Origin of the sequence: Ancylobacter sonchi (genome assembly GCF_018390695.1) — a bacterium.
GTDB lineage: Bacteria > Pseudomonadota > Alphaproteobacteria > Rhizobiales > Xanthobacteraceae > Ancylobacter > Ancylobacter sonchi.
Genome location: NZ_JAHBGF010000036.1, coordinates 586682 through 610066, shown reverse-complemented (window position 1 = coordinate 610066; position 23385 = coordinate 586682). Strand labels below are relative to the sequence as shown.

The 23385-nt window shown below is 71.9% G+C and carries 22 protein-coding genes and 2 riboswitches; of the genes, 14 read left to right on the top strand and 8 right to left on the bottom strand.

Annotated elements, in window-relative coordinates; translation table 11 throughout:
* Positions 1-38: 38 nt before the first annotated feature.
* Complete coding sequence (gene recQ / locus KHC28_RS23650; protein ID WP_446680411.1) at positions 39-1874, bottom strand: DNA helicase RecQ; 1836 nt, start codon at positions 1872-1874, stop codon at positions 39-41.
* Positions 1875-2007: 133 nt separating this feature from the next.
* Here recQ and cbiB point away from each other — a divergent pair, with 133 nt between their 5' ends.
* Positions 2008-2985 carry an adenosylcobinamide-phosphate synthase CbiB gene (gene cbiB / locus KHC28_RS23645; RefSeq protein ID WP_214010799.1) on the top strand — a complete coding sequence of 326 codons (978 nt, stop codon included), beginning with the start codon at positions 2008-2010 and terminating at the stop codon, positions 2983-2985.
* Here cbiB and KHC28_RS23640 read toward each other — a convergent pair.
* The 6 genes from KHC28_RS23640 to KHC28_RS23615 all read right to left on the bottom strand — a co-directional run bounded on the left by KHC28_RS23640 (position 2982) and on the right by KHC28_RS23615 (position 6861).
* A complete protein-coding gene (locus tag KHC28_RS23640; RefSeq protein WP_214010909.1) occupies positions 2982-4427 on the bottom strand; it encodes a cobyric acid synthase in 1446 nt (481 codons plus the stop codon). The genes cbiB and KHC28_RS23640 overlap by 4 nt on opposite strands.
* Positions 4428-4467: 40 nt before the next feature.
* Positions 4468-4692, bottom strand: coding sequence for an NINE protein (locus KHC28_RS23635; RefSeq protein ID WP_214010798.1), 225 nt, complete (start codon positions 4690-4692; stop codon positions 4468-4470).
* 90 nt (positions 4693-4782) lie between these two features.
* The gene (gene cobO / locus KHC28_RS23630) at positions 4783-5397 is read right to left on the bottom strand and encodes a cob(I)yrinic acid a,c-diamide adenosyltransferase (protein ID WP_214010797.1); all 615 of its coding nucleotides are present in this window, start codon (positions 5395-5397) and stop codon (positions 4783-4785) included.
* Complete coding sequence (gene cobU, locus KHC28_RS23625) at positions 5397-5900, bottom strand: bifunctional adenosylcobinamide kinase/adenosylcobinamide-phosphate guanylyltransferase (protein WP_214010796.1); 504 nt, start codon at positions 5898-5900, stop codon at positions 5397-5399. Before cobU ends, cobO begins: the two co-directional genes overlap by 1 nt.
* Before the next feature lie 8 nt (positions 5901-5908).
* Positions 5909-6658 carry a CbtA family protein gene (locus KHC28_RS23620; protein ID WP_214010795.1) on the bottom strand — a complete coding sequence of 250 codons (750 nt, stop codon included), beginning with the start codon at positions 6656-6658 and terminating at the stop codon, positions 5909-5911.
* A gap of 11 nt (positions 6659-6669) precedes the next feature.
* Complete coding sequence (locus KHC28_RS23615; RefSeq protein WP_214010794.1) at positions 6670-6861, bottom strand: CbtB domain-containing protein; 192 nt, start codon at positions 6859-6861, stop codon at positions 6670-6672.
* Positions 6862-6906: 45 nt separating this feature from the next.
* Positions 6907-7121: riboswitch (cobalamin riboswitch) on the bottom strand.
* 69 nt (positions 7122-7190) lie between these two features.
* Here KHC28_RS23615 and KHC28_RS23610 point away from each other — a divergent pair.
* The 7 genes from KHC28_RS23610 (at position 7191) to KHC28_RS23580 (ending at position 15840) form a co-directional block, all read left to right on the top strand.
* Positions 7191-7400 carry a hypothetical protein gene (locus KHC28_RS23610; RefSeq protein ID WP_214010793.1) on the top strand — a complete coding sequence of 70 codons (210 nt, stop codon included), beginning with the start codon at positions 7191-7193 and terminating at the stop codon, positions 7398-7400.
* Positions 7401-7420: 20 nt separating this feature from the next.
* A riboswitch (cobalamin riboswitch) is annotated at positions 7421-7630 on the top strand.
* A 121-nt stretch (positions 7631-7751) separates the two neighbouring features.
* Positions 7752-8807, top strand: a complete 1056-nt coding sequence (gene cobW, locus KHC28_RS23605) for a cobalamin biosynthesis protein CobW (protein WP_214010792.1) — start codon at positions 7752-7754, stop codon at positions 8805-8807.
* A 129-nt stretch (positions 8808-8936) separates the two neighbouring features.
* Positions 8937-12452 (top strand): cobaltochelatase subunit CobN, encoded by a 3516-nt coding sequence (gene cobN / locus KHC28_RS23600; RefSeq protein WP_214010791.1) that lies wholly within the window; start codon positions 8937-8939, stop codon positions 12450-12452.
* Entirely contained in the window at positions 12449-13660 is a 1212-nt protein-coding gene (gene cobG / locus KHC28_RS23595; RefSeq protein WP_214010790.1) for a precorrin-3B synthase, read from the top strand. The genes cobN and cobG overlap by 4 nt, the downstream gene beginning before the upstream one ends.
* A complete protein-coding gene (locus KHC28_RS23590) occupies positions 13653-14291 on the top strand; it encodes a precorrin-8X methylmutase (protein WP_214010789.1) in 639 nt (212 codons plus the stop codon). The genes cobG and KHC28_RS23590 overlap by 8 nt, the downstream gene beginning before the upstream one ends.
* Complete coding sequence (locus KHC28_RS23585; protein ID WP_214010788.1) at positions 14288-15070, top strand: precorrin-2 C(20)-methyltransferase; 783 nt, start codon at positions 14288-14290, stop codon at positions 15068-15070. The genes KHC28_RS23590 and KHC28_RS23585 overlap by 4 nt, the downstream gene beginning before the upstream one ends.
* Complete coding sequence (locus tag KHC28_RS23580; RefSeq protein ID WP_214010787.1) at positions 15067-15840, top strand: precorrin-3B C(17)-methyltransferase; 774 nt, start codon at positions 15067-15069, stop codon at positions 15838-15840. Before KHC28_RS23585 ends, KHC28_RS23580 begins: the two co-directional genes overlap by 4 nt.
* On the opposite strand, the gene KHC28_RS23575 is transcribed toward KHC28_RS23580, so the two are convergent.
* On the bottom strand, positions 15795-16634 hold the full coding sequence (locus KHC28_RS23575) for a cobalt-precorrin-6A reductase (protein ID WP_214010786.1): 840 nt from the start codon (positions 16632-16634) through the stop codon (positions 15795-15797). The two genes, KHC28_RS23580 and KHC28_RS23575, sit on opposite strands and share 46 nt — an antisense overlap.
* Positions 16635-16644: 10 nt before the next feature.
* Between KHC28_RS23575 and cbiE the strand changes: the two genes are divergently transcribed.
* The 6 genes from cbiE to KHC28_RS23545 all read left to right on the top strand — a co-directional run bounded on the left by cbiE (position 16645) and on the right by KHC28_RS23545 (position 23370).
* Positions 16645-17880 carry a precorrin-6y C5,15-methyltransferase (decarboxylating) subunit CbiE gene (gene cbiE, locus KHC28_RS23570; RefSeq protein ID WP_214010908.1) on the top strand — a complete coding sequence of 412 codons (1236 nt, stop codon included), beginning with the start codon at positions 16645-16647 and terminating at the stop codon, positions 17878-17880.
* A 4-nt stretch (positions 17881-17884) separates the two neighbouring features.
* Positions 17885-18298, top strand: coding sequence for a cobalamin biosynthesis protein (locus KHC28_RS23565; RefSeq protein ID WP_214010785.1), 414 nt, complete (start codon positions 17885-17887; stop codon positions 18296-18298).
* The gene (cobM, locus tag KHC28_RS23560) at positions 18295-19053 is read left to right on the top strand and encodes a precorrin-4 C(11)-methyltransferase (RefSeq protein WP_214010784.1); all 759 of its coding nucleotides are present in this window, start codon (positions 18295-18297) and stop codon (positions 19051-19053) included. Before KHC28_RS23565 ends, cobM begins: the two co-directional genes overlap by 4 nt.
* Positions 19053-20360, top strand: a complete 1308-nt coding sequence (locus KHC28_RS23555) for a cobyrinic acid a,c-diamide synthase CobB (RefSeq protein WP_214010783.1) — start codon at positions 19053-19055, stop codon at positions 20358-20360. Before cobM ends, KHC28_RS23555 begins: the two co-directional genes overlap by 1 nt.
* Positions 20361-20377: 17 nt before the next feature.
* A complete protein-coding gene (locus tag KHC28_RS23550) occupies positions 20378-20755 on the top strand; it encodes a DUF423 domain-containing protein (RefSeq protein WP_214010782.1) in 378 nt (125 codons plus the stop codon).
* 113 nt (positions 20756-20868) lie between these two features.
* Complete coding sequence (locus tag KHC28_RS23545) at positions 20869-23370, top strand: glycogen/starch/alpha-glucan phosphorylase (RefSeq protein ID WP_214010781.1); 2502 nt, start codon at positions 20869-20871, stop codon at positions 23368-23370.
* The last annotated feature ends 15 nt before the right edge of the window (positions 23371-23385 follow it).

Genomic DNA, 23385 nt, shown 5'->3' with positions numbered 1-23385 from the left:
GAACGGCGAAAATGTCGCGGGCGAATTCTTAGAGAATTCTAAGAGAATTCTTTGAGAATCTTAAGAAACGCCGTGCCGAAGGCTTCCAGCTTGGCGGCGCCGACACCCTTGATGCCGCCGAGCTCGGAGCGGGTGCGCGGGTGCTCCACCGCCATCTCCTCCAGCGTGCGGTCGGCGAAGACGACATAGGCCGGCACGCCGCGCTCGGCCGCCAACTCGCGGCGCAGCGCCTTCAGCTTGGCCAGCAGCGAGGCTTCGGCGGGGGCGAGTTCGGGCGCCTCCGCGCGGCTGGAGCGGTCGCGCTTCACCTTCGAGGGCGCGCGCAGGGTGAAGGCGCGGGTGCCGGCGAGGATCGCCTTGCCGTGATCGGTGAGCTGGAGCGCGCCGAAGCGCTCGACATCGGCATGCAGGGCGCCGGTGGCGACCAGCTGGCGCAGCAAGGCGCGCCACTCGGTGGCCGGTCGGTCGGCACCGGCGCCGAAATCGGCGAGCCGGTCATGACCGCGCCCGCACACCTGGTCCGAGCGCTGGCCGGTGACGACGCTGGCGAGATAGGCGGCGCCGTAGCGCTCGCCGGTGGCGCGGGCGAGGCGCAGCACCAGCTCGGCCTGCTTCGAGGCGTCAACCACCTTGGGCGGATCGCGGCAGACGTCGCAATGGCCGCAGGCCTTGGCGCGCTCGCCGAAATAGCCGAGCAGCACCGCACGACGGCAGGTGACCGCCTCGCAGAAGCCGACCATGGCGTCGAGCCGGCGGGCCTCCACCAGCTTGCGCTCGGGCGAGGACTGCTCCTCGTCGATGAAGCGGCGGCGGGTGGCGATGTCGCCACCGGAATAGAGCAGGTGCGCCTCGGAGGGCTGGCCGTCGCGGCCGGCGCGGCCGATCTCCTGATAATAGGCCTCGAGGCTGCCCGGCGCGTCGGCATGCAGCACGTAGCGGACATTCGACTTGTCGATGCCCATGCCGAAGGCGACGGTCGCCACCATCACGATGCCGTCCTCGGCGAGGAAGGCTTCCTGATGCGCGGCGCGCTGCTCCGGGGTGAGGCCGGCATGGTACGGCAGGGCCCGCACGCCGGCGGCGACCAGGCGCTCGGCGGTCTCCTCCACCTTCTTGCGCGAGATGCGGTAGATGATGCCGGGCACGCGCGGGCGCGCCTTCACATAGCTCTCGATCTGCCGGGCCGGGTCCTTCTTCTCCTCCATGCCGATGAAGATGTTCGGCCGGTCGAAGCCGGAGACGAACACCCGCGCCTGCCCGCCGAACAGCCGCTCGACGATGTCGCCCTGCGTCGCCTTGTCGGCGGTGGCGGTGAGCGCCACCAGCGGCACGCCGGGGAAGATCTCGCGCAGCCGGCCGAGGCCGAGATATTCATTGCGGAAGGAATGGCCCCATTGCGAGATGCAGTGCGCCTCGTCCACCGCGACGAGCCCGAGCGGCAGCCGGGAGAGGGCGGAGAGCATGCGATCGGTCATCAGTCGCTCGGGGGCGAGGTAGAGCAGGCGCACCTCGCCGGAAGCGACGCGGCGCCAGATCGCTACATTGTCTTCGCGCGGCTTGCCGGAATGCAGCGCCTCGGCGGCGACGCCCTGCAGCTTGAGTGCGTTCACCTGGTCGTCCATCAGCGCGATCAGCGGCGAGATGACGATGGACAGGCCGCCAAGGGTGAGCGCCGGCAGCTGGTAGCACAGCGACTTGCCGGCGCCGGTCGGCATCACCGCCAGCGTCGGCACGCCGGCGAGCACGGCATCCACCACCTCCTGCTGGCCGGGGCGGAAACGGTCGAAGCCGAAGACTTCCTTGAGGATGGCGGTCTTGCGCGCCTCGACCTCGCGCGGCAGCACGTCGGAGGCGGCGGAAGCGGTGGCGTGCATGTTCATGCTGCGCGGCGCCGGTCGGATCGGCCCGGGACGGCTGACAAACGCTGGACGGAAGACAGGCTCTGGACGGCTGTGGCGGCGATGGACATGGTGCGGCCTCCTGCCGGTTTTGAGAGAATCAGTGCGGATGGCGCCGGAGCTCACCCTCGGTTTAACCTTTGTCGCGCTGCTGTTCGAGGCCGCTTTCGGCTATCCGGCATTGCTCGTGGCGCGCATCGGCCATCCGGTGATGTGGGTCGGGCGGCTGATCTCTCTCCTCGACCGCCATCTCAACCGCGAGCGCGACCCGCCGCGCCTGCGCCAGTTCGCCGGCCTCGTCGCGCTGCTGGTGCTGCTCACCGTGTGCGTTGGCGCGGGGCTCATGGCGCAGAAGGCGCTGCTGGCGATCCCCTTCGGCTTCCTTGCGGTGGCGGTGCTCGGCTCGACGCTGCTGGCGCAGCGCAGCCTCCATGAGCATGTCGCACGGGTGGCGGATGGGCTCGATGCGGGACTCGCCGAGGGGCGGGCGGCGGTGTCGATGATCGTCGGCCGCGACCCGGAGGCGCTCGACGAGGCCGGGGTGTCGCGGGCGGCGATCGAAAGCCTCGCCGAGAACTTCTCCGACGGCATCGTGGCGCCGGCGCTGTGGATGGCGATCGGCGGGCTGCCGGGCATCTGCATGTACAAGGCGGCCAACACCGCCGACAGCATGATCGGCCATCGCACGCCGCGCTTCCTCGATTTCGGCCGGGCGGCGGCGCGCTTCGACGACCTGATCAACCTGCCGGCCTCGCGGCTGGCCGGCGGGCTGATGATCGCGGCGGCCTTCCTGATGCCGGGCGCCTCGGCGCGCGGGGCGTGGACGGCGATGCGACGCGACGCGCGCGCCCACAAATCGCCTAATGCCGGCTGGCCGGAGGCGGCGCTGGCCGGCGCGCTCGGCCTGGCGCTGGCCGGGCCGCGCGTCTATCACGGCCAGCTGGTGACCGACGGCTATATGGGCACCGGCGGGCGGCGGGACTGCACGGCGGCGGATATCAGGCGCGCGCTGGCGCTGTACCGCATCGCCGATGGGCTGTTGATCGCGCTGGCCGGCGCCGGGGCGGCGGCGTTCTGGGCGTTCTAGCCCCGCGCGATCTCCAAGAGCCGGTCCAGCTTCACATGGCGGGCGAGGTGGTCGGCCAGCGCGTCGAGCGCGGCGTCGACGCCGGCCTCGTAGTCGAGCACGCTCGGGGCGGCACCGAGGCGGGTGAGCCAGGCCGAGCGCTGGGCGTCTTCGGCGAACAGGCCATGCGCATAGGTGCCGACGACGCGGCCATCGGCCGAGATGGCGCCCTCGACGCCCTCGCCGTCGATGCGGGCGAAGGGGCGGGCGCGGTCGGGGCCTTCCGTCACGCCCATATGCATCTCGTAGCCATGGAAGGCGATGCCGTCGGTGCTCACGCCGGTGATCGGCACGAGGCGCTTTTCCGCCGTCAGCACCGTGTCGACATCGAGCAGGCCGAGGCCGGGAACCTTGCCGGCGGGGCCCTCAATGCCCATGGGATCGTCGATGGAGCGCCCGAGCATCTGGTAGCCGCCGCACAGGCCGAGCACCCGGCCGCCGCGCCGCGCATGCGCGGCGATGTCGATGTCCCAGCCGGCGGCGCGCAGTTCGGCGAGATCGGCAATGGTGGATTTCGAGCCGGGCAGGATGACGAGGTCGACGTCCCCCGGCAGCGGCTGGCCGGCCCGCAGGCGGATGAGTTCGACCGCCGGCTCGGCTTCCAAGGGGTCGAGGTCGTCGAAATTGGAGATGCGCGGCAGGATCGGCACGGCGATGCGCAGGCGCGCGCCTGATTTGCGCGCGGGGGCGGCGTCGAGGGCGAGCGCGTCCTCGGCGGGCAGGCGGTGGGCATGCTTGAAGAAAGGGATCAGGCCGAGATTTTCCCACGCGGTGCGCCGCGCGATCTCGTCCATGCCGCTGGCGAACAGCGCCGGGTCGCCGCGGAAGCGGTTGACCAGGAAGCCGCGGATCATCGCGGCATCTTGCGGGTCGATCACCGCCCGGGTGCCGACCAGGCTGGCGATGACGCCGCCGCGGTCGATGTCGCCGATGAGGATGACGGGAACGTTCGCCGCGCGCGAAAAACCCATATTGGCGATGTCGGCGGCGCGCAGATTGATCTCCGAGGCCGAGCCGGCGCCTTCAACCAGCACGAGGTCGGCCTCCGCGCGGAGCTTCTCGAAGCTCTCCAGCACCGGGGCCATCAGTTCGGGCTTCAGGCGCTGGTAGTCGCTGGCGCGGGCACTGCGCCACGCCTTGCCCTGCACGACGATCTGCGAGCCGGTCTCGCTCTGCGGCTTCAGCAGCACAGGGTTCATGTGCACGCTGGGCGGCACGAAGGCGGCGCGGGCCTGCAGCGCCTGCGCGCGGCCGATCTCGCCGCCGTCCTGCGTGACAGCGGCATTGTTCGACATGTTCTGCGGCTTGAAGGGGCGCACCCTCAGACCCTGCCGGGCGAAGGCGCGGGCGAGGCCGGCGACGATCAGCGACTTGCCGACATCCGAGCCGGTGCCCTGGAACATGAGGGCGGGAGCGGTCACGGGGCCGCTCCCGCGTGTCGCGTCAGGCGCGGCGGTTTTCCAGATAGTCGACGCGGCGCTCCAGATTGGCTTCGCGCACCATGCCGGGGATGAGGAACAGGTCGATGATCTGGCCGATGCCCAGCAGGCCGAGCGTCAGCAGCCACAGCGCGCCGGTCCAGTAGCGGCCGGCATAGAAACGGTGGATGCCGCAGACCCCGATGAGGCCGAACAGCCAGAAGAGATAGGCAACGGGCGTCGAGCGCATGGACGCGCAACTCCATCTGAAGACCACGCCGCGACATCCGGCGTCCCCCTGCAGATAGGGATGACGCAGCGGGATTTCGAGGGGGCGGCATCAGAACTCGATGCCCTTCTGCGCCTTCACCCCCGCCTTGAAGTGGTGCTTCACCAGGGCCATTTCGGTGACGAGGTCGGCGGCCTCGATCAGCTCCGGCTTGGCGTTGCGGCCGGTGACGATCACGTGCAGATCCGGGCGGCGCTGCGTGAGCACCGCGATCACCCCGTCGAGCGGCAGGTAGTCGTAGCGCAGCGCGATGTTGAGCTCGTCGAGGATGACGAGGCCGATGGACGGATCGTCCATCAGCTCTTGCGCCTTGTTCCAGGCGCGGGCGCAGGCGGCGATGTCGCGGGCCTTGTCCTGCGTCTCCCAGGTGAAGCCCTCGCCCATGGAGTGCCATTCGACCCGGTCGCCGAAGACCGAGAGCGCGTCGCGCTCGGCCGAGTGCCAGGCGCCCTTGATGAACTGCACCACGCCGACCCGGCCACCATGGCCGAGAATGCGCAGCGCGAGGCCGAAGGCGGCGGTCGACTTGCCCTTGCCGGCGCCGGTATGGACGATGAGCAGGCCCTTCTCGACGGTCTTGCCGGCGACTTCGGCGTCCTGTACCGCCTTGCGCTTCGCCATCTTCTCGCGATGGCGCGCCGCCTCCTCGACAGAGATGTCGGTCATCACTTCACCTTCAACGGAATGCCGGCGACCACCAGGATCACCTCATCGGCTACCTCGGCGAGGCGTTGGTTGAGCCGTCCCTGCGCGTCGCGGAAGCGGCGGGCCAGCGCGTTGTCCGGCACGATGCCGAGCCCGACTTCGTTGGACACCGCCACCACCGGGCCGTCATGGGCGAGCAGCTCGGCTTCAAGGATCGCCGAATCGAGGTCGGGATCGGCGTCGGCCAGCATGCGGTTGGACAGCCAGAGGGTCAGGCAGTCGATGAGCACCGGGGCGCCGGAAGGCAGGGCGCCGAGCGCGCTGGCGAGGTCGTGCGGCGCCTCGACGCCGATCCAGCCTTCGCCACGGCGGTCGCGATGCAGGGCGATGCGCTCTTCCATCTCGGCGTCATAGGCCTGCGCCGTGGCAAGGTAGTACCACGGCGCCGGGAAGCGCTCGACCAGCGTCTCGGCGTGGCGGCTCTTGCCGGAGCGCGCGCCGCCGAGGACGAGGGTGAACGGCATGGCAGTTCTCAGGCCGCCGGCGCGCCGAGGCGCGGACGCAGCCAGCCGGACAGGCCGCCGAGCAGCACCCAGAACAGGAAGCTCACCGCCACCGAGGCGACGACGAAGCTGTGGTGCAGCGCTTCCGGGATAGGGCTGTCATGGCTGTCGGGCTGCGGCGCGCCCACGAAGTGCGGCGCCAGGATGACCAGCACGCCGAGCGCCGCCAGCAGCGGCGAACGGCCATAGACCAGCAAGGCGAGGCCGACGGCGGTGGCGAGCGCGGTGCCGATCCACCACAGCTGGCGCGCCATCAGATCCGCGGCCGGCATGGCGGGCAGCTCCGGCGGCAGGCCGAGGCCCGGGGCGAGGGTGAACACCGCGAAGCCGGCGAGGCCCCACAGCACGCCCTCGCGCCAGCCCGACAGGCCGCCCTTCAGCTCGGTGGCGGCGACCAGCAGCAGGCCGAAACCGAAGGCGGTGAGGATGCTGGCGACGACGGTGAAGGCGTTGCGCTCGAAGCCGTCGGCGGGGGACCACGCCTCAGGATCGTGGTGATGGTCGTCGGCGGCGCCGGCGGCATGGCTGTGCGCCTCGGTCGAGGCGTGCGCATGCGCATCGGCCTGTACCTCGGCGGCTGGGGCGGCTTCCCCGCCCTCGAAGGTCTCGGCCTTGAGGATCAGCGGCACGGTGGTGAACAGGTGCACGGCGGCGGAAGCCACGCCGGTAGCGATGCCCGCCACCAGTGCGACGAGCAGGATCGTCCGGAACAGGGACATGGAAACCCCCGTCAGTGGCAGGGGAAGGCGTTGACGTGACGCACGTCGTGCGCCGCATTGTGCGCGGCGGCGATGTGGGAGAAGCCCACCCCGCCGATCACGAACACGCCGAGCAGCGCGGCGAAGGTGATGGCGAGCGCGCGCGAGGCCGGGGTCTCGGTTGCGGCGGCGGCGGAATGCGGGCGTGCGTTCAGGCTATTCATGGTCGTCTCCTTCTGCCCTCCACCCGAGGGCCGGCCACCGCGATGGCCGGAGTGATGTCGACGGCCGGTCTCCTGGCTCGCGGGTCGTCGCCCGTCCCTCCGCCTTCCCGGCGCGAACGCCAGTGGCCAGTAGAGGTAGGCTCGCCGCTTACAGTTGCGGGGGCAGCCACGGAATCGACCCTGCCCGAAGGCCAAGATCCCACCGCGTTCCCGTCTTGCGTCCCGTGCGCATCACGGAAACCGTCGACTGGCTTCAACTATACCGGCCGGCGGGGGCTTCGCAATGGACTCCTGACGATTAGGATCGTCGAAAGCAAGGGAAGGACAGCGTGGCAGAGGGCGCCGGAGTGAATGCTCGTGGCCAGAAGCTGGTGGAAAAGACCGGGTGGCGGGGCAATCATCGCTTCGCCATCGTCTGGCTGCTCCAATGCACGTCCTGTGGAACGGGCTACGGCGCAAACAGCTGCGATTTCCATATCGGCCGCTGCCCGAACTGCCAGGACGGCAAGCCGGGCCTGCTGCTTCACGCCCCGCGTTGACATTCCCCCGCCGCGCACCTTTAGTGGCCGCGACCGACGGTTTCCTCCCTTCACCGGGAGGGACGAAGAGGGAATGCGGTGCGCGGGCCCGGAAACGGGCCGGCAATTCCGCGGCTGCCCCCGCAACTGTGAGCGGCGAGCCCGAGCCGAAAAGCCACTGGAGCGATCCGGGAAGGCGGCAAGGGCGGCGACCCGCGAGCCAGGAGACCTGCCGACGGTCCGGTCGTGCGTGCCGGCGGGGTGCCCGGCAGGCAGGTGACGCCGCGGGCCCAACGAGGCGCCTGCGGCGTGCGCGGGAAGCCTCCCGCGGCCGGCGTGCCCTCACACTGCAACGCCGCCGGAGACGCCTTCATGACTGGTTCCACCTCGCTCGCCCGTGTTCCCTGCACCATCGTCACCGGCTTCCTCGGCGCCGGGAAGACCACGCTGATCCGCCACGTGCTGGAGAACGCCAAGGGCAAGCGCCTCGCGGTGATCGTCAACGAGTTCGGCGATGTCGGCATCGACGGCGACATCCTGAAGGGCTGCGGCATCGAGACCTGCCCGGAGGAGAATGTCGTCGAGCTGGCCAATGGCTGCATCTGCTGCACGGTGGCCGACGATTTCGTGCCGGCGCTCGACGCCATCCTCTCCCGCGTGCCGAAGGTCGACCACATCCTCATCGAGACCTCCGGCCTCGCGCTGCCCAAGCCGCTGGTGCAGGCCTTCCACTGGCCGGCGATCAAAAGCCGGGTGACGGTGGACGGCGTCGTCGCGGTGGTCGATGGCGAGGCGCTGGCGTCCGGCCGCGTCGCCCATGATCACGACGCGCTGGCCGAGCAGCGGGCGGCCGACGCCTCGCTCGACCATGACGACCCGATCGAGGAGGTGTTCGACGACCAGATCGCCTGCGCCGACCTGGTGGTGCTGACCAAGGCCGACCTGATCGACGCCGATGGCGCGGTGCGGGCACGCGCGGCGCTCGACGCCGAGCTGCCGAAGGGCGTGCGGGTGGTGAACGTCACCGGCGGCCGGCTCGACCCGGCGGTGCTGCTCGGCCTCGGCGTGGGCACCGAGGACGACATCGAAAACCGCCGCACCCATCACGATAACGAGGCCGAGCACGACCACGACGATTTCGACAGCTTCGTCGTCGAGGTGCCGGAGATCGCCGACCCCGCCGAGTTCGCCGTTCGTGTGGCCAAGGCCGCCGAGGAGGCGGAGGTGCTGCGGGTGAAGGGCTTCCTCGCGGTGGCCGGCAAGCCGATGCGCCTGCTCGTGCAGGCGGTGGGGCCGCGCGTCGACCACCATTACGACCGGCCCTGGGGCGCCGGGGAGCGCCGCGGCCGGCTGGTCGCCATCGGGCTGAAGGGGCTCGACCGGTCGAAGGTGGAGGCCATCCTCGCCGGCGAGCCGGTGGCGGCCTGAGGCGGGCGATGGCGCGGCGCGCGGCTGAACCGATGCCGTCGGCGATCCCGGGCGCGACCGGCGCGTCCGGTGAGGGCGCGCACCTGCCTCGTGTCGTCGTGCGCACCGGCGCGGCTCGGTAGCGGCGCCATGCACATCCTCGCCACCAGCTCCAGCTCGCTCGACGACCTCGCTGAGCCGGTCGATCTCGCGCAGGCGCCGGCGGAGATCGTGGTGGCGTCCTTCGCCGACAGCGACCTTGCGGCGCTGGCACGGGCATCCGGAGATCGGAGCGGGGAGGCGGTGTCGGGCGGGGCGCCGCTGTTTCGGACACCGCCTTCGCTCGCCCTGACCAATCTGCGCGAGCTGAAGCACCCGATGTCGGTCGATCTCTGGGTCGACCGGCTGGCGCCGCACGCCCGGATCGTGGTGGTGCGGCTGCTCGGCGGGCTCGACTGGTGGCGCTATGGCGTCGAGCGGCTGGCGGCGGCGGCGCGGGCGTACGGCTTCGCGCTCGCCGTGCTGCCGGGCGAGGACCGCGACGATCCGCGCCTCGCCGGAGCCTCGACGCTGGCGGCGGACGAACTCGCGGCGCTGCTCGGCTATTTCCGCGCCGGCGGGCCGGACAATATGCGGGCCCTGCTGGTCCTGCTGGGGCGCCATGCCGGGCGTGAGGCCGAGGTGCCGCCGCCGCGACCGCTGCCGCTGGCGGGGTTTTATGACTGGGACGAGGGGGGAGCCGGCGCCGCGTTGGCTTTCCCGCGGCATACGTCCTCACCAAACCCTCTCCCCGCCGGTGAGAGGGCTTTTGCAGCAATACGGCCGGCTCTTTCCCCCCGCACAGAACCCGATCGCAGCCGGGTTCCGCACTCGACGAGACCAACATCGGATGCATCCGATGTTGGTGGAGAGGGTTGGGGCGAAGGGGAAGCCCCGGCAACCGACAGGGGCGAGCGAACGGCGATAGACGAGGCGCCGGTCGTCCCCGTGCTGTTCTACCGCTCGCTCTTGATGGCCGGCGACACCGCGCCGGTGGACGCGCTATGCGCGGCGCTGGCGGCGCGGGGGATGGTGCCGCGCCCGATTTTCGTCGCCAGCCTGAAGGAGCCGCAGGCGGCGGCGTTCCTACGCTGCGAACTGCCGGGGCTGCGGCCGGCGGCGCTGGTGACGCTGACCGCTTTCGCCGTCTCCGAGGCGGGCGAGGAGGGGTTGCTCGACCTCACCGACGCGCCGGTGCTGCAGGCGGTGGTGGCGACTACGCGGCGGGCGGCGTGGCGCGAAAGCGCGCGGGGACTGGCCAGTGCCGACCTCGCCATGCATGTGGTGCTGCCGGAGCTCGACGGGCGGGTGCTGGCCGGAGCGGTGTCGTTCAAGGACATGGCGGAGGCGGGTGCCACCCATCTCGTCAACCGGCCGGAGCCGGAGCTGGTGGCGGCGGTGGCCGACCGGGTGGCGGCACTGGTGCGGCTGCGGCGCCTCGTGCCTTCCTCGCGCCGGGTGGCGGTGATCCTGCCGGACTATGCGGGAGCCGCCGGACGCACCGGCTGGGCGGTGGGGCTCGACGTGCCGGCGAGCGTGCGAGCCCTGCTCGCCGACATGCAGGCAGCCGGCTACTGCGTCGCGGACGTGCCGGCGGACGAGCGGGCGCTGGTGGCGGCGCTCGGCGCTGATGGTCCGCTCGGCGAGGTTTTGTCGATCGAGACCTACCGCTCCCTCCTCGCCGCTCTCCCACCTGAGGCATTCGTCGCCCTCAACGCCGCATGGGGCGCGCCGGAGGACGATCCCGACTGCATCGACGGGGCGTTCCGCTTCCGGGCGATCCGCTGCGGCAATGCCCTCGTCGCGCTGGCGCCGGATCGCGGCTCGGCGGCCGAGCGGCGGGCGCAGTATCACGATCCCGCTTTGCCGCCGCGCCACGCGCTCGTCGCCTTCGGGCTGTGGCTGCAGCGCGAGGCCGACGCGCTGGTGCACATGGGCGCGCATGGCACGCTGGAATGGCTGCCGGGCAAGCAGGTGGCGCTGACGCCGTCCTGCTTCCCCAGCCTCGTCGTCGGCGCGCTGCCGGTGGCCTACCCGTTCATCGTCTCCAATCCCGGCGAGGCGGCGCAGGCCAAGCGGCGCATCGCGGCGGTGACGCTCGGCCATTTGCCGCCGCCGATGAAGGACGCCGAGCTCGACGGCGACGCCCGCGATCTCGAGCGGCTGGTCGACGAATATGCGCAGGCCGACGGTCTCGACCGGCGCCGGCGCGAGAAGCTGGCGCGGCTGATCGTCGAGGAGGCCGGGCGTACCGGGCTGGCACGCGAGGCGCGGCTCGACGGCACGGATGATGGCGAGGCGCTCCGGCGCATCGACGCCTGGCTGTGCGACCTCAAGGAATTGCGGCTCAAGGACGGCTTCCACGTCTATGGGCGCGGGCCATGTGGGGGCGAGGAGCGCGACGGGCTGCTGGCGGCGCTCGACGGTCGGCGGGTGAAGGCCGGGCCGGCGGGCGCGCCGGCGCGGGGGCGCTCCGACGTGCTGCCCACCGGGCGCAACCTCTCGACCGCCGATCCGCGCGGCCTGCCGACGCCGACGGCGATGGATCTCGGCCGGCTCGCCGCCGACGAGGTGGTGCGCGCCTACATGCAGGCGCATGGCGACTGGCCGCGCGCGCTGGTGCTCGATCTGTGGGGCAGCGCCACGCTGCGCACCGGCGGCGAGGAGATTGCGCAGGGGCTGGCGCTGATCGGCGCCCGGCCGGTATGGGATCCGGCGACCGGGCGCGTCACCGGCATCGAGGTGCTGCCGCCGGCGGTAATGGGGCGGCCGCGCATCGACGTGACCTTCCGCATCTCCGGACTGTTCCGCGACCTGTTCCCGGCGCAGATCGTCCTTTTGGATGCGGCGCTGAAGGCGGTGGCCCGGCGCGATGAGCCGGCGGAGGAGAACCCGCTGGCGGCGGCGGGCGAGGGGGCGCCACGCATCTTCGGCACCGCGCCGGGGGCCTATGGTGCCGGGCTCGACATGCTGGCCGGCGAGCGGGAGGCGGATGCGGTGGGCACCGCCTATCTCGCCAGTGCCTCGCACGCCTATGGCGGCGCCGAGGGTACGGCGCGGCCGGCGGCGGAGGCCTTCGCGGCGCGGGTCGCGGCGGCGGATCTCATCGTGCACGGGCAGGACGATCCGGGACGCGACCTCTTGGAGGGCGATGCCGACCTGGCCTTCCTCGGCGGCTTCGCGGCGGCGGCAGCCTCGCTCGGGCGGGCTCCGGACCTCGTGGTGCTCGACACCAGCGATCCGGCCCGGCCGACGGCGCGGCCGCTCGACCAGGCGCTGGCGCGCATCGTGCGGCGACGGGTTGCCCCCGGCTATATCGAGGGTCTCCTGCGCCACGGGCCGCGCGGCGCGGCGGAGATCGTCGAGACCGTCGACCGGCTGGTCGGCTTCGCCGAGGTGACGCCGGCGGTGCCCTCGTATCTGATCGACCTCATCCACGCCGCCTATGTCGCGGACGAACGGGTGCGGGCCTTCCTCGCGGCGCAGTCGCCGGATGGGGCGGGCTTCGTCGCCGACCGGCTGGACGGCGCGCGCCGGCGCGGGCTGTGGCACCCGAGACGTAACGATGTCGATGTCGGCCTCGACGGGTTGCGCGTGCCCGGAAGGGGCGGGGAGGCGGCGGAATGAACGATGCCGCACGGTCACTCGACAGCCTGCGTCGGGGCGCCTGCCCGAGCCTGCCGGCGCCGATGGCGACGGGCGACGGGCTGCTGGCGCGGCTCGCGCTCGCCGCGCCGCTGACGCCGGAGCAGGCGATCGGGCTGGCGGCGCTGGCGCGGGACTGCGGCAATGGCATCGTCGAGGTGACCGCGCGCGGGAAAATGCAGCTGCGCGGGCTCGATGCGGCGGGGACGGCGCGTCTCGCCGAAGGCGTGGGAGCGCTCGGTATCGCGGTGCGCGAGGGGCTGGGCATCGAGGTGAGCGCGCTGGCCGGACGCGATCCCGCCGCCGCCTTCGATCCGCGCCTGCTGGCGGCGGCGCTGGCGCAGGCGGCCGATGTCGCCGGGCTGGCGGCGCGGCTGGCGCCGAAGGTGAGTGTCGGCATCGATGGCGGCGGCATGCTGGGGCTCGGCGGGCGTGATCTCGACATTGCCGTGTCGCCGGCGGCGGGGGGATTCCGCATCGAGGCGGGCGGCGTGGTGCTCGGGCGGACCAGCGCGCCGGTGCCGGTGGTGCTGGCGCTGCTGGAGCGGCTGGCCGCTTTCGGTCCTCGGGCACGGATGCGCGACCTGATCGCCGCCGAGGGCGTGGCCACGCTCGGCGAAGGGCTGGAACCGGCCGGGGCGCGCGCGCCGGCACCGGCCGAGCCGGTAGGGCGGCACGCGCTCGCCGAGGGATGGGCACTCGGGCTGGCGTTGCCCTTCGGCCAGATCGAGGCCGAGGGGCTGGCGGTGCTGGCCGGCAAGGCGGCGGAACTGGGCGCCGGCTTCATCGAGCCAGCCGGCGGGCGGGCGCTGCTGATCGGCCCCCTCGCGGCGGCCGAGGCCGAGGCGCTGGCGCAATGGGCCGGGGCGGCGGGGCTGATCGTCGAGCCTGGCGATCCGCTGCGGCGGGTCGAGGCCTGTCCCGGTGCGCCGGCCTGCGGCTCGGCGCGATTCGCCACACGAGCACTGGCGCGCGAACTTGCCGGGCTGGCGAGGGGGCGCTCGGTGCATGTTTCGGGCTGTGTGAAGGGCTGCGCACATCCCGGTCGGGCCGGCCTCACCATCGTGGGGCTGGACGAAGGGGCCGGGATCGTGATCGAAGGCACGCCGCGCGACGTGCCGACCCGGATCGTCCCCTTCGACGAACTGGCGGGCGCCGCGTGCCGAATTCTGGAGAGCGCACGTGGCTGAAGCTGCCCACGACTATATTCGCGACGGCAACGCCATCTATGAGCGTTCCTTCGCCATCATCCGCGACGAGGCCGAGCTCGGCCGCTTCACGCCGGAGGAGGCGGAGGTGGCGGTGCGGATGATCCATGCCTGCGGCCTCGTCGAGGCGGCGCTCGCCATCGACTTCGCGCCCGATCTGGTGCGAGCCGCGCGGGCCGCGCTCGCCGCCGGCGCGCCGATCCTGTGCGACGCGCAGATGGTGGCGCATGGGGTGACGCGGGCGCGGCTGCCGGCGAACAACGAGGTGATCTGCACGCTGCGCGATCCCGAGGTGCCGGCGCTGGCCGAAAAGCTCGGCACCACCCGCTCGGCGGCGGCGCTGGAACTGTGGCGCGACCGGATGGAGGGCGCGGTGGTCGCCATCGGCAATGCCCCGACCGCGCTGTTCCAGCTGCTGGAGATGCTCGACGCCGGGGCGCCGAAGCCGGCGGCGATCCTCGGCATTCCCGTCGGCTTCGTCGGCGCGGCGGAATCCAAGGACGCGCTGGCGGCCGGCGACCATGGCGTGCCGTGGCTGGTAGTGCGCGGTCGGCTGGGCGGCAGCGCCATGGCGGCGGCGGCGGTGAACGCGCTGGCGAGGGTGGGGATATGAGCGCTCCCGCCACTTCCACCGGCTGCCTGATCGGGGTCGGCGTCGGGCCGGGCGACCCGGAGCTGATGACGCTGAAGGCGGCGCGGGCGCTCGGCGAGGCCGATGTGGTCGCCTATTTCGCCAAGCGCGGCAATGGCAGCCATGCGCGGGCCATCGCGCATCCGCATTTCCGCGCCGGGGCGGTGGAACTGCCGCTCGACTACCCCGTGACCACCGAGCTGCACCGCCACGATGACAGCTACCGGGCGCAGATCACCGATTTCTACGACGCCAGCGCGCGGCGTGTGGCCGAGCATCTCGATGCCGGGCGCAAGGTGGCGGTGCTCTCCGAGGGCGACCCGCTGTTCTATGGCTCCTACATGCACCTGCATGTGCGGCTCGCGGCACGCTACCCGACCGAGGTCATCCCCGGTGTCACCGGCATGTCCGGCTGCTGGGCGCAGGCGGGCACGCCGATCGCCCAGGGCGACGACGTGCTGAGCGTGCTCCCCGGCACACTGGACGAGGCGGAACTGGCGCGGCGGCTCGCCGAGGCCGACGCGGCGGTGATCATGAAGGTGGGGCGCAACCTGCCGAAGATCCGCCGCGCGCTCTCCGCTGCCGGACGGCTGGGGCAGGCGCTCTATGTCGAGCGCGGCACCATGGCGGGCGGCGGCACCATGCCGCTCGCCGCGCGCGGCGAGGAGCCGGCGCCGTATTTCGCCATCGTGCTGGTGCCGGGCTGGCGCACGCGCCAAGAGACGAGAATTGCAGCGGCGGGCGCGGGATCGGGCGAATGAGCGGGCGGATCGCGGTGATCGGCCTCGGCCCCGGCGAGGCGCGCTACCTGACGCCGGAAGCCGAGGTTGAGCTCGAAGCCGCCGAGGCGGTCTATGGCTACGGCCCCTATCTCGACCGGGTGCCGGCGCGGGCCGGCCAGAGCCGCCACGCCTCCGACAATCGCGAGGAGATCGCGCGGGCGGGCGCCGCGCTCGCCCATGCCGCAACGGGGGCCAGGGTGGCGATGGTGTCGGGCGGCGATCCCGGCGTGTTCGCCATGGCGGCGGCGGTGATCGAGGCGATCGAGGCCGGGCCGGCCGCATGGCGGACGCTCGACGTCGCGGTGGTGCCGGGCATCACCGCGATGCTGATGGTGGCGGCCAAGGCGGGGGCGCCGCTGGGGCACGATTTCTGCGCCATCTCGCTCTCCGACAATCTGAAGCCATGGGAGTTGGTCGAGCGGCGGCTGCGGCTGGCGGCGCAGGCGGGATTCGCGATGGCGTTCTACAACCCGGTGTCGAAGGCGCGGCCGTGGCAGCTCGACCGGGCGTTCGACATCCTGCGCGAGGAACTACCGGGCGTGGTGCCGGTGATCTTCGGCCGCGCGGCGGGACGGGCGGACGAGAAGATCGTCACCGTGCCGCTCGCCGGTGCGCGGGGCGAGATGGCGGACATGGCAACCTGTATCCTCGTCGGCACGACGGCGACGCGGATCGTCGCGCGGGATGGCTTGCCCGACCTCGTCTACACGCCGCGCCGCGCCGATGCGGGGCGGGCGGAGCGGGCATGAAGCCGGGCGTCGATCCAGGCGAGGGCCTCGCCGACATTGGCGGCGGCCTCGACGTCCGGCCGGGGCGGGCGGGCGACGAGCACCACCTTGAGGCCGAGCGTGCGGGCGGCGGCGAGCTTGGCGGCGCTGGCCGTTCCCCCGCTGTTCTTGGCGAGGACCACCTCGATGCCGTGCGATTTGAAAAGATCGATCTCGGCTTCAAGGACGAACGGGCCACGGTCGAGAACATAGGCAGCGAGCGGCACGGCGAGCGGCGGTTCGACCGCATCGACGCTACGGATCAGGTAATGGTGCTGCGGCACGGCTTCCAGCGCGCGCACCTCGTTGCGGCCGAGCGCGGCGAACACCCGGCGCGGCGCGGCGCCGAGGCCGGCGAGGGCGGCGGGCAGGCTTTCCGCCTCCTGCCAGTCGTCGCCGGGTTGCGGCGTCCAGGCCGGGCGGGCCAGAGCCAGCAGCGGCACGCCGGCGAGCCGCGCAGCATCGGCGGCATTCATCGACATGATGGCGGCGAAGGGGTGGGTGGCGTCGACCATGAGGTCGATGCCCTCGGCCCGCAGATGCGTGACGAGCCCCGCCGCGCCACCGAAGCCGCCGATGCGGGTCGGCGCGGGATAGGGGAGCGGGTTGCGCGTGCGGCCGGCAAGCGACACGCTGGGCGCCAGATCGGCCCGGTTCGCCAGCGCCTCGACGAGCGCGCGGGCCTCGCTGGTGCCGCCAAGCACCAGGACGCGCAGCGGGCGGGACGCGGAATGAGGAGCGGTGATGCCGGAAGCTGAAGCCGTGGTGCGTGACATGGTGCGTGACATGGCGCGGGACAATGCGCCGGCGCGGCGCTGGTTGTCCATCGTCGGCATCGGCGAGGACGGTCTCGACGGGCTGTCCGCGCGCGGGCGTGAACTGATCGAGCTCGCCGACGTGGTGTTTGGCGGGGCGCGGCATCTCGCGCTCGCCGGCGAGGCGATCCATGGGGCAGCGCGGGCGTGGCCGAGCCCGTTCGAGGACGGGGTGAAGCAGGTGCTGGCGCTGGCCGGCGGCGATGTCTGCGTGCTCGCCTCGGGGGATCCGTTCCTCTACGGCGTCGGCACCGTGCTGGCGCGCCACGTGCCGGCGGACGAGATGGAGGTGGTGCCGGCGGCCTCCGCCTTCAGCCTGGCGGCGGCGAGGCTTGGCTGGGCGCTCAACGACACGACGCTGCTCTCCGCGCATGGCCGGGCGGTGGAGGGGACAAGGCGGCACCTGCATGACGGAAGGCGGCTGCTGGTGCTGACCTCCGATGCCGACGGGCCGGCGGCGCTGTCGGCGCTGCTCGCGGCGGCCGGGTTCGGCCCCTCGCGGATGCATGTGCTGGAGGCGCTGGGCGGCGCGCGGGAGCGGGTGCGCTGTGCGACGGCGGAAGGCTTCGCGCTCGGCGACATCCATCCGCTCAACCTCGTCGGCATCGAGGTGGTCGCCGGGGAGGGGGCGCGAGCGATCCCGCTCACGCCCGGCCTGCCGGACGACTGGTACGAGAATGACGGCCAATTGACCAAGCGCACCATCCGCGCGGCGACGCTGGCGGCGCTGGCGCCGCGCCGGGGCGAACTCCTGTGGGACATCGGCGCAGGGGCGGGGTCGATCGGCATCGAATGGATGCTGGCCGATGCATCCTTGTCGGCCATCGCCATCGAGGAGCGCGGCGAGCGGGCTTCGCGGGTGAAGCGCAACGCGCTGGCGCTCGGCGTGCCCGGGTTGCGTGTCGTCGAGGGGCGGGCGCCGGAGGCGCTGGAAGGTCTGCCGGCGCCGGATGCCATCTTCGTCGGCGGCGGGGCGAGCGACAGCGGAGTGCTCGATACCGCGCTGGAGGCGCTGAAGCCGGGCGGGCGGATCGTCGTCAACGCGGTGACGCTGGAGACCGAGGCGGTGCTGCTGGCGCGGCACGTGGCGCTGGGCGGCGAGCTGACGCGGCTTTCGGTGGCGCAGGCGGCTCCGGTCGCCGGCATGACCAGCTGGCGGCCGGCGATGCCGGTGACGCAATGGTCATGGAGAAAGCCGTGCGGGTGAAGCGATGATCGTCGCGGGGGTCGGCAGCCGGCGGGGCGTGAGCGCACAGGAAGTGTGCGACGCCGTGCGCGGCGCGCTGGCGCGCCATGGCGTGAAGCTCGGCGAAATCTCGCTGATGGCGACGCCGGCGCTGAAGGGCTCCGAGCCCGGCATCATGAAGGGCGCGCTCGATCTCGGCCTGCTGCTGGTCATGGTGCCGCAGGCGCAGATGGAGGCGGCCGGCGCGCGCGCCGTCACCCATTCGGAACGGGTGGTGGCGCTGATGGGCGTGCCCTCGGTGGCGGAAGCGGCGGCGCTGGCGGCGGCGGGGCGCGGATCGACGCTGCTCGGGCCGCGCTTCGTGCTGGGGCCGGTGACCTGCGCGCTGGCGCGGGAACGCGACAAGCAGGCGGATCAAGAGACGGGCGAGACGACGTGACGGTGCATTTCATCGGGGCGGGACCGGGCGCGGCCGACCTCATCACCCTGCGCGGGCGCGAGTTGATCGGCCGCTGCCCGGTGTGCCTCTATGCCGGCTCGCTGGTGCCGGCGGAGATGCTCGGCTGGTGCCCGCCCGGCGCGCGGCTGGTCGACACCGCGCCGCTGTCGCTCGACGAGATCGAGGCGGAGTTCGTGCGGGCGACCGCTGCCGGCGAGGATGTCGCGCGGCTGCAATCCGGCGACCTCTCGATCTATTCGGCGGTGGCCGAGCAACTGCGCCGACTGGATCGGCTGGGGATTGCGTACACCCTCACCCCCGGCGTGCCGGCCTTCGCGGCGGCGAGCGCGCTGCTGGGGCGCGAACTCACCGTGCCCGGCGTGGCGCAGAGCGTGGTGCTGACGCGGGTGTCGGGCCGCGCCTCGGCGATGCCGGACACCGAGACGCTGGAGGCCTTCGCCGCCACCGGTGCGACGCTGGTGCTGCATCTCGCCATCCACGCCCTGGAGCCGATCGTCGCGCGGCTGCTGCCTACCCATGGGGCGGATTGCCCGGTGGCGGTGGTGGTGGAGGCCAGCCGACCGGGCGAGCGGGTGATCCGCGGCACGCTCGCCGATATCGTCGCGCGGCATGGCGAGGCGCCGGCGGAGCGGGCAGCGCTGATCCTCGTCGGGCGGGCGCTTGGCGCCGAGGAGTTCCGCGAGAGCGCGCTCTACGATGCGCATTACCAGCGGCGCTTCCGGGGGCGGGACTAATGGCGCGCGCGCTCATCCTCGCGGCGCCGCGCTCGGGCTCCGGCAAGACCACGGTGACGCTCGGCGTCGTCGGGGCGCTGGCGCGGCGCGGCGTCAAGGTGCGGGCGGTGAAGTCCGGGCCGGACTATATCGATCCTGCCTTCCATGCGGTGGCCAGCGGCCGGCCGGGGCTGAACCTCGACAGCTTCGCCATGGCGCCGGAACTGGTGGCCGGCCTGCTCGCCGAGGCCGGGCGCGAGGCGGAGCTGGTGATCATCGAGGCCTCGATGGGGCTGTTCGACGGCATTTCAGGCGAGGCGGGCCGGAGCGGCGCGGCGGCCGATCTCGCGGCGCGGTTCGGCATCCCCGTGGTGCTGGTGATGGACGTGTCCGGCCAGTCGCAATCCGCCGCCGCGGTGGCGCGGGGCTTCGCGACGCACGACCCCGCCGTGCGGATCGCCGCCGCGGTGCTCAACAAGGTGGCGAGCCCGCGCCATCGCGCGCAGGTAGAGGAAGCAATGGCCGGCCTCGGCCTGCCGGTGATCGGCGCGGTGCCGCGCGACGCGGCGCTCGGGCTGCCGGAGCGCCATCTCGGGCTGGTGCAGGCCGCCGAGCACACCGGGCTGGCCGCGCATCTCGACCGGCTGGCGGAAATGGCGCGGGCGCATGTCGACCTCGACGCGCTGGTGGCGCTGGCGGCGCCGCTCGACCTCGCGCCGCCGCCACGACCGGCGATCGCCCCGCCGGGGCAGCGCATCGCGCTCGCCCAGGATGTCGCCTTCAGCTTCGCTTATGCGCATCTCGTCGCCGGCTGGCGGGCGGCGGGCGCGGAGATCGTGCCGTTCTCGCCGCTCGCCGATGAGGCGCCGGCGGAGGATTGCGAGGTTTGCTGGCTGCCGGGCGGCTATCCCGAACTGCATGCCGGCCGCCTCGCCGCCGCCTCGCGCTTCCTCGACGGCGTGCGGCATTTCGCGCGCTCGCGTCCGGTGCATGGCGAGTGCGGCGGCTACATGATGCTCGGCGAGGCGCTGGAGGATGCCGACGGCGCGGTCCACGTGATGCTCGGCCTGCTCGGCCATGAAACCAGCTTCGCCCGGCGCCGGCTCAATCTCGGCTACCGCCGGGCGACCACGCTGGCGGCCGGACCGCTCGGCCCGGTGGGGACAAGCCTGCGCGGCCACGAGTTCCATTATGCCAGCGTCATAAAGCCCGGCGACGATGCGCCGCTCGTCACATTGGCGGACGGACAGGGTAAGCCGCTGGGACCGGCAGGAAGCCGGCGCGGCCTCGTCTCCGGGGCCTTCTTCCATGTGATCGCGCAAGATTAGCGTGCAGGAGTAGAGTGATGACACCCTATCGCCGCCTCATCGTGCTTCTCGCCGGCCTGTTCGGCGTGGCGGGCGTCGGCCTCGCGGCGGCGGCGGCGCATGCCGTGCCCGACGCCAGCCTCGCCACCGCCGCCAGCTTCCTGATGATCGGCGCGGCGGCGCTTGTGGGCTGCGCGGCGCTGGCGGCGGCGGGCGGGCGGCGCTGGTCCTTCGCCGATCTCGGCGCCGGGTTGATCGCGCTGGGCACCGTGCTGTTCAGCGGCGCCATCGCCATGCGGGTGCTCATGGATGCCGTGCTTTTTCCTATGGCCGCCCCGACCGGCGGGACTATGCTGATGATCGGATGGGCGGCGCTGGGCCTCGCGGCGTTCGAGAAAACCCGCTCGCCCGCATGAGGAATTGTCGGGCCAGTTGGCCAAAAGGTTGCATGGCCGGTGCCGGCATCCGCCGGATATCGGGACCGGCGGAGTGGCAGGCGGCAAATCGCCGAGGGGAGCGCTAGTCGCAGATGACAGTCGAGGTCGAGAGCAAGATGCTGGACAAGCCGGAGACGACCACCCGCGCACCGGGCGCAGCCGGCGACGATGTCGCCAAGTTCCGCACCGCGGTCATCGCCAAGCTCACCTATGCGGTGGGCAAGAATCCGGCGGCGGCCAGCGACCGTGACTGGTTTCTCGCCACCGCCTTCGCCACCCGCGACCGCATCGTCGACCGCTGGGTGACCTCGACGCGGCAGACCTATTCGGAAGGCCGCAAGCGGGTCTACTACCTCTCGCTGGAGTTCCTGATCGGGCGGCTGCTGTTCGACGCCCTCACCAATCTCGAAATGCTGGAGACGGTGCGCGCGGCGCTCGGCGATCTCGGCGTCGACCTCGACCGGCTGCGGCAGGTGGAGCCGGACGCGGCGCTGGGCAATGGCGGCCTCGGCCGTCTCGCCGCCTGCTTCATGGACAGCATGGCGACGCTCTCCGTCGCCGCCTATGGCTATGGCATCCGCTACGACCACGGCCTGTTCCGGCAGGTGATCAAGAATGGCTGGCAGCAGGAATATCCCGAGGACTGGCTGTCCTTCGGCAATCCCTGGGAGTTCGAGCGGCCGGAAGTCACCTACGATGTCGGCTTCGGCGGCTCGGTCGAGGCGGTGGCGCTGGGCGGCGACCGCAAGAAGCAGGTCTGGCACCCGGCCGAGCAGGTCGAGGCGGTGGCCTATGACACGCCGATCTGCGGCTGGCGCGGCCGGCACGTGAACACCCTGCGGCTGTGGTCGGCGCGCGCCACCGACCCGCTGCGGCTCGACGCCTTCAACCAGGGCGACCATGTCGGCGCGCTGGTCGACCAGGTGAAGGCCGAGGCGATCTCCAAGGTGCTCTATCCCAGCGACGCCACCCCGGCGGGCCAGGAACTGCGCCTGCGGCAGGAATATTTCTTCACCGCCGCTTCGCTGCACGACCTGATGCGCCGCCATGTCGATACGTTCGGCGACGTGCGCTCGCTGCCGGACAAGGTGTCGATCCAGCTCAACGACACCCATCCCGCCATCGCGGTGGCGGAGCTGATGCGCGTGCTGGTCGACGAGCACGACATCGAATGGGCGCAGGCCTGGGACATCACCCAGCGCACCATCTCCTACACCAACCACACGCTGCTGCCCGAGGCGCTGGAAACCTGGCCGGTGCCGCTGATGGAGCGGGTGCTGCCGCGCCACATGCAGATCATCTACCTGATCAACGCGCTGCACATCGAGAACGTGCGCAAGCAGTTCCCCGGCGACGACGCGCTGCTCTCCTCGGTGTCGCTGATCCAGGAGGATCACGGCCGGCGGGTGCGCATGGGCAACCTCGCCTTCCTCGGCTCGCACTCGATCAACGGCGTCGCGGCGCTGCACTCGGAGCTGATGAAGACCACGGTCTTCAAGGACTTCTACCGCATCTACCCGGAGCGGATGAACAACAAGACCAACGGCATCACCTTCCGCCGCTGGCTGAACGAGGCCAATCCGGGCCTTACCAACCTGCTCGTCGAGGTGTGCGGGCCGGAGGTGCTCGACGACCCGTCGGCGCTGAAGAAGCTGGAGGCGCATGCCGCCGACAGTTCGCTGCATGACCGGCTGGCGGCGATCCGGCGGCAGAACAAGGTGGCGCTGGCGCGGGTGATCCGCGACCGGCTGGACATCAAGGTCAATCCCGGCGCGCTGTTCGACGTGCAGATCAAGCGCATCCACGAATATAAGCGCCAGCTGCTCAACGTGCTGGAGACCATAGCCCTCTACGACGCCATGCGCGCCAACCCGGCCAAGGCATGGGCGCCGCGGGTGAAGATCTTCTCCGGCAAGGCGGCGGCGAGCTACCACATGGCGAAGCTGATCATCAAGCTCGCCAACGACGTCGCGCGGGTGGTGAACGACGATCCCACCGTGCGCGACCTGCTCAAGGTGGTGTTCCTGCCGAACTACAATGTGTCGCTGGCCGAGGTGATCATCCCCGCCGCCGACCTCTCCGAGCAGATCTCCACCGCCGGCATGGAAGCCTCCGGCACCGGCAACATGAAGATGGCGCTCAACGGCGCGCTCACCATCGGCACGCTCGACGGCGCCAATGTCGAGATCAAGGAGCATGTCGGCGACGACAACATCTTCATCTTCGGCCTCACCGCCGAGCAGGTGGAGAAGCGCCGGGCAGAGGGCATCGACGAGGCCGGGGCGATCGCCGCCTCGCCGCATCTCGGCGAGGTGCTGGACGCGGTGGGCGCCGGCGTGTTCTCGCCGGACGAGCCGGACCGCTACAAGTCGCTGGTCGACGCCATGCGCCACCACGACTATTTCCTGGTGACGCCGGACTTCGATGCGTACTGGGACGCCCAGCGCCAGGTCGACGCCAAGTGGAACGCGCGGTCGGCCTGGTGGACCTCCAGCGCCATCAACACCGCCAATATGGGCTGGTTCTCCTCCGACCGCACGATCTCGGAATATGCCCGCGACATCTGGCACGTACCGGTGTTGCAGACGCGATGAGGCCGTCGACGGGGC

Excerpts from the sequence above, each read along its gene's own strand:
- recQ (WP_446680411.1), bottom strand. The coding sequence starts at position 1,874 with ATGCACGCCACCGCTTCCGCCGCCTCCGACGTGCTGCCGCGCGAGGTC.
- cbiB (WP_214010799.1), top strand. The coding sequence starts at position 2,008 with ATGGCGCCGGAGCTCACCCTCGGTTTAACCTTTGTCGCGCTGCTGTTC.
- KHC28_RS23640 (WP_214010909.1), bottom strand. The coding sequence starts at position 4,427 with ATGTTCCAGGGCACCGGCTCGGATGTCGGCAAGTCGCTGATCGTCGCC.
- KHC28_RS23635 (WP_214010798.1), bottom strand. The coding sequence starts at position 4,692 with ATGCGCTCGACGCCCGTTGCCTATCTCTTCTGGCTGTTCGGCCTCATC.
- cobO (WP_214010797.1), bottom strand. The coding sequence starts at position 5,397 with ATGACCGACATCTCTGTCGAGGAGGCGGCGCGCCATCGCGAGAAGATG.
- cobU (WP_214010796.1), bottom strand. The coding sequence starts at position 5,900 with ATGCCGTTCACCCTCGTCCTCGGCGGCGCGCGCTCCGGCAAGAGCCGC.
- KHC28_RS23620 (WP_214010795.1), bottom strand. The coding sequence starts at position 6,658 with ATGTCCCTGTTCCGGACGATCCTGCTCGTCGCACTGGTGGCGGGCATC.
- KHC28_RS23615 (WP_214010794.1), bottom strand. The coding sequence starts at position 6,861 with ATGAATAGCCTGAACGCACGCCCGCATTCCGCCGCCGCCGCAACCGAG.
- cobW (WP_214010792.1), top strand. The coding sequence starts at position 7,752 with ATGACTGGTTCCACCTCGCTCGCCCGTGTTCCCTGCACCATCGTCACC.
- cobN (WP_214010791.1), top strand. The coding sequence starts at position 8,937 with ATGCACATCCTCGCCACCAGCTCCAGCTCGCTCGACGACCTCGCTGAG.
- cobG (WP_214010790.1), top strand. The coding sequence starts at position 12,449 with ATGAACGATGCCGCACGGTCACTCGACAGCCTGCGTCGGGGCGCCTGC.
- KHC28_RS23585 (WP_214010788.1), top strand. The coding sequence starts at position 14,288 with ATGAGCGCTCCCGCCACTTCCACCGGCTGCCTGATCGGGGTCGGCGTC.
- KHC28_RS23580 (WP_214010787.1), top strand. The coding sequence starts at position 15,067 with ATGAGCGGGCGGATCGCGGTGATCGGCCTCGGCCCCGGCGAGGCGCGC.
- KHC28_RS23575 (WP_214010786.1), bottom strand. The coding sequence starts at position 16,634 with ATGTCACGCACCACGGCTTCAGCTTCCGGCATCACCGCTCCTCATTCC.
- cbiE (WP_214010908.1), top strand. The coding sequence starts at position 16,645 with ATGGCGCGGGACAATGCGCCGGCGCGGCGCTGGTTGTCCATCGTCGGC.
- KHC28_RS23565 (WP_214010785.1), top strand. The coding sequence starts at position 17,885 with ATGATCGTCGCGGGGGTCGGCAGCCGGCGGGGCGTGAGCGCACAGGAA.
- KHC28_RS23555 (WP_214010783.1), top strand. The coding sequence starts at position 19,053 with ATGGCGCGCGCGCTCATCCTCGCGGCGCCGCGCTCGGGCTCCGGCAAG.
- KHC28_RS23550 (WP_214010782.1), top strand. The coding sequence starts at position 20,378 with ATGACACCCTATCGCCGCCTCATCGTGCTTCTCGCCGGCCTGTTCGGC.
- KHC28_RS23545 (WP_214010781.1), top strand. The coding sequence starts at position 20,869 with ATGACAGTCGAGGTCGAGAGCAAGATGCTGGACAAGCCGGAGACGACC.